Consider the following 3,201-nt stretch of genomic DNA (forward strand, 5'->3'; position numbering starts at 1 on the left):
GGGCAGATGGCCCGCGTGGCCGCAACAACAACCCTGGTCCCAACGCCAACCGCCGTGACCAGGGTGAACCGATGCTGCCGCGCGATGACAGGGAGCCGGGCGATCCCAGCCGCATTCCGAACCCGCTGCAGCAGACCTACGACAAGCGTGCCATCCAACGCGAGCGTGCCGGTTCGCGCGAGCACGATTTCGAGAACGGCCCGATCCCGAATCCGCTGCAACAGACCTACGACAAGCGTTTCGTCCAGAACACCGGGCGTGGCCCCGGCCAGGGTCGCAACGGCAAGGGTGGCAAGGGCGGCGGCGGTGGCGGCCAGGGCCAGCCGGATCCGATGCAAACCTCGGTCGGCTACATCGGTGCCGATGCCTTCACCCGCAAGATGCAGGGCCGGGGCAACGGTGGCGGCGGCGGTGGTGGTGGTCGCCGAGGCGGCCGCTGAAGCCCGGTGAGTGTCGCGGGTCCCTTTTTGAGGGCAGCCGGCGACGCTCAGGCAAGCCAGGATTGACCCCGCGGCTGCTTCGTCTTATTCCAGTTTCACGGGGCAAGGCTAAAATTGTGGGCTTTGTCCTTTCGCTCGCCGAAAACTACTCCTGAAGGAAAAATCAAATGGCCATCGAACGCACCCTCTCGATCATCAAGCCCGACGCTGTCGCCAAGAACGTCATCGGCCAGATCTACGCCCGTTTTGAAGGCGCTGGCCTGAAGGTCATCGCTGCGCGCATGATGCATTTGTCGCGTGCCGATGCCGAAGCGTTTTACGCCGTGCATGCCGCCCGTCCCTTCTTCAAGGACCTGGTCGACTTCATGATCTCCGGCCCGGTGATGGTCACCGCCCTTGAAGGCGAAGGCGCGATCCTGAAGAACCGCGACCTGATGGGTGCCACCGATCCGAAGAAGGCCGAGAAGGGCACGATCCGCGCCGATTTCGCCGACAGCATCGACGCCAACGCGGTGCACGGTTCTGACGCTGCCGAAACGGCTGCCGTCGAAATCGCGTTTTTCTTCCCCGGCATGAACATCCACTCGCGCTGATCGCGGGCTGGATTCTTCTGTCAACTCAAGCGGCCACATCGTCATGACCGGCGTCGTCAATCTTCTCGACTTCGATCTCGATGGCATGGCCGCGTTTTGCGAAGGTCTGGGTGAAAAGCGCTTCCGCGCCACCCAGCTTTTCCGCTGGATTCATCAAAGAGGCGCGCAAGACTTTGCCGCCATGAGCGACCTGGCCAAATCGCTGCGCGAGAAACTCGCCGGCAAGGCCGAGATTCGCCCGTTGCCCGTCGTCACCGAGCAGATTTCGACCGACGGCACCGTCAAATGGTTGTTTGACGTCGGCGCCGGCAACGCGGTCGAAACCGTGTTCATCCCGGAAGACGACCGCGGCACCTTGTGCGTGTCGTCGCAAGCCGGCTGTGCGGTGGGCTGCCGTTTCTGCTCCACCGGCCATCAGGGCTTCAGCCGCAACCTGACGACCGGCGAGATCCTGGCGCAGCTCTGGATGGCCGAACACAAGCTGCGCGAGCGGCTGGGCCTGAAGCCCGGCGAGCGGGCCATCACGAATGTCGTGATGATGGGCATGGGCGAGCCGCTGCAGAACTACAACGCACTGGTGCCTGCGCTGCGCGTGATGCTGGACGACCACGCCTACGGCCTTTCGCGCCGTCGCGTCACGGTCTCCACCTCCGGCGTGGTACCGATGATGGACCGCCTGCGCGAAGACTGCCCGGTGGCGCTGGCGGTGTCGCTGCATGCGCCGATCGACGCATTGCGCGACGACCTGGTGCCGCTGAACCGCAAGTACCCGATTGCCGAGCTGATGCAGGCCTGCCTGCGTTACCTGGAAGCCGCGCCGCGCGACTTCATCACCTTCGAATACTGCATGCTTGACGGTGTCAACGACACCGAAGACCACGCCCGCGCGCTGCTGGCGCTGGTCAATGGCCGCGGCCCGAACCGCGTGCCCTGCAAGCTGAACCTGATCCCGTTCAACCCGTTCCCGGCATCCGGCCTGCTGCGCTCGCCGCGCGAGCAGGTGATGCGCTTTGCGAAAATCCTGCAAGACGGTGGCCTGGTGACCACCGTGCGCAAGACGCGCGGCGACGACATTGACGCGGCCTGTGGCCAGCTTGCTGGCGAAGTGCAGGACCGCACCCGAGCGAGCGAGCGCATGAAGCGCCTGCCCGTGCCCATTGTTCCCCTGGGGTCTCCGCTACGATGATGTTTGCTCCTGGCGCCGCACAGGGCCGTTCGCAAGACGGTGTACTCCATGGCCGTGCTGCTTGGCGCGCCGCGCTGGGCCGGGGGCTGCTGATGTGGGGATTGGCGTCGGGGCTCGTCTGGGGTCTGTCCGCCTGCGTGGCTGATAAGCCCAGGGACAGCAAGGACCTGGTGACTGCTTCGGACCAGACCGATGCCGACCGCCGCGCCAAGGTGCGCATGGAGCTCGCCGAGGCCTATTTCGGCCGCGGCATGAACACCACCGCGCTGGACGAGGTCAAGCAGGCCATCGTTGCCAAGCCGACTTCGGTCGAGGCCTACAACCTGCGCGGGCTGATCTACGCCAGCCTGAACCAGCCGCAACTGGCTGAAGAGAGCTTCAGGCATGCGCTGAGGCTCGCGCCCAGCGACCTCAGCACCATGCACAACTACGGCTGGTTCCTGTGCCAGCAGCGCCGCTTCAGCGAGGCTGACGCGCAGTACAACACCCTGGTCGCCCAACCCGAGCTGCGCGACGCTTCGCGGGCCCTGTTGGCCCAGGGTGTCTGCCAGGCCCGTGACTTCCGCCTGGCCGACGCCGAGAAGACGCTCTCGCGCGCCTACGAGATCGACCCAGCCAATCCGGCCACGGCCGTGAACCTGTCCGAGGTGCTGTACAAGGAAGGCGAGTTCGAGCGCGCGCGTTTCTACATCCGGCGCGTGAATTCCCAGGACAACCTGGTCACCGCACAGTCGCTGTGGCTGGCCTTGCGCGTCGAGAATCGCTTGCGCCAGGACAGTCAGGTGCGCGTGCTGGGCAACCAGTTGCGCGGTCGCTTCCCCGAAGCCCCCGAAACCCTGCTGTTCGAAAAGGGTCGATTCGATGAGTGAGCCAGACGAGGCGGACAGCCTCCCCGTCGCCGCTGACGTGCACGCCACGCCAGGCGCGATGTTGCGCCAGGCCCGCGAGGCCCAGGGCCTGCACCTGGGCGCGCTGGCCACGC

General features: G+C 65.5%; 4 protein-coding genes and 1 pseudogene. 4 read left to right on the forward strand and 1 reads right to left on the reverse strand.

The genetic code is table 11. From position 1 onward, the window contains the following. Together FKP22_RS25390 and ndk are read left to right on the forward strand one after the other, a co-directional pair. Positions 1-440, forward strand: a pseudogene (locus FKP22_RS25390) (pseudouridine synthase); the annotation flags it as partial. Between the two features lie 167 nt (positions 441-607). Continuing rightward, on the forward strand, positions 608-1,033 hold the full coding sequence (gene ndk / locus FKP22_RS25395) for a nucleoside-diphosphate kinase (RefSeq protein WP_141290512.1): 426 nt from the start codon (positions 608-610) through the stop codon (positions 1,031-1,033). Between the two features lie 25 nt (positions 1,034-1,058). On the opposite strand, the gene FKP22_RS34070 is transcribed toward ndk, so the two are convergent. After that, a complete protein-coding gene (locus FKP22_RS34070) occupies positions 1,059-1,202 on the reverse strand; it encodes a hypothetical protein (protein ID WP_231012888.1) in 144 nt (47 codons plus the stop codon). On the opposite strand from FKP22_RS34070, the gene rlmN reads away from it, so the two are divergent. Both rlmN and pilW read left to right on the forward strand, forming a co-directional pair. Beyond that, the gene (rlmN, locus tag FKP22_RS25400; RefSeq protein WP_231012884.1) at positions 1,140-2,219 is read left to right on the forward strand and encodes a dual-specificity RNA methyltransferase RlmN; all 1,080 of its coding nucleotides are present in this window, start codon (positions 1,140-1,142) and stop codon (positions 2,217-2,219) included. The two genes, FKP22_RS34070 and rlmN, sit on opposite strands and share 63 nt — an antisense overlap. A 92-nt stretch (positions 2,220-2,311) precedes the next feature. Further along, positions 2,312-3,088: a type IV pilus biogenesis/stability protein PilW gene (gene pilW, locus FKP22_RS25405; protein ID WP_141290516.1), complete on the forward strand. Its 777-nt coding sequence runs from the start codon at positions 2,312-2,314 to the stop codon at positions 3,086-3,088. Positions 3,089-3,201 lie beyond the last annotated feature (113 nt).

The sequence above is a fragment of the Ideonella azotifigens genome (genome assembly GCF_006519715.1).
Taxonomy (GTDB): domain Bacteria; phylum Pseudomonadota; class Gammaproteobacteria; order Burkholderiales; family Burkholderiaceae_C; genus Ideonella; species Ideonella azotifigens.

Excerpts from the sequence above, each read along its gene's own strand:
- ndk (WP_141290512.1), top strand. The coding sequence starts at position 608 with ATGGCCATCGAACGCACCCTCTCGATCATCAAGCCCGACGCTGTCGCC.
- pilW (WP_141290516.1), top strand. The coding sequence starts at position 2,312 with ATGTGGGGATTGGCGTCGGGGCTCGTCTGGGGTCTGTCCGCCTGCGTG.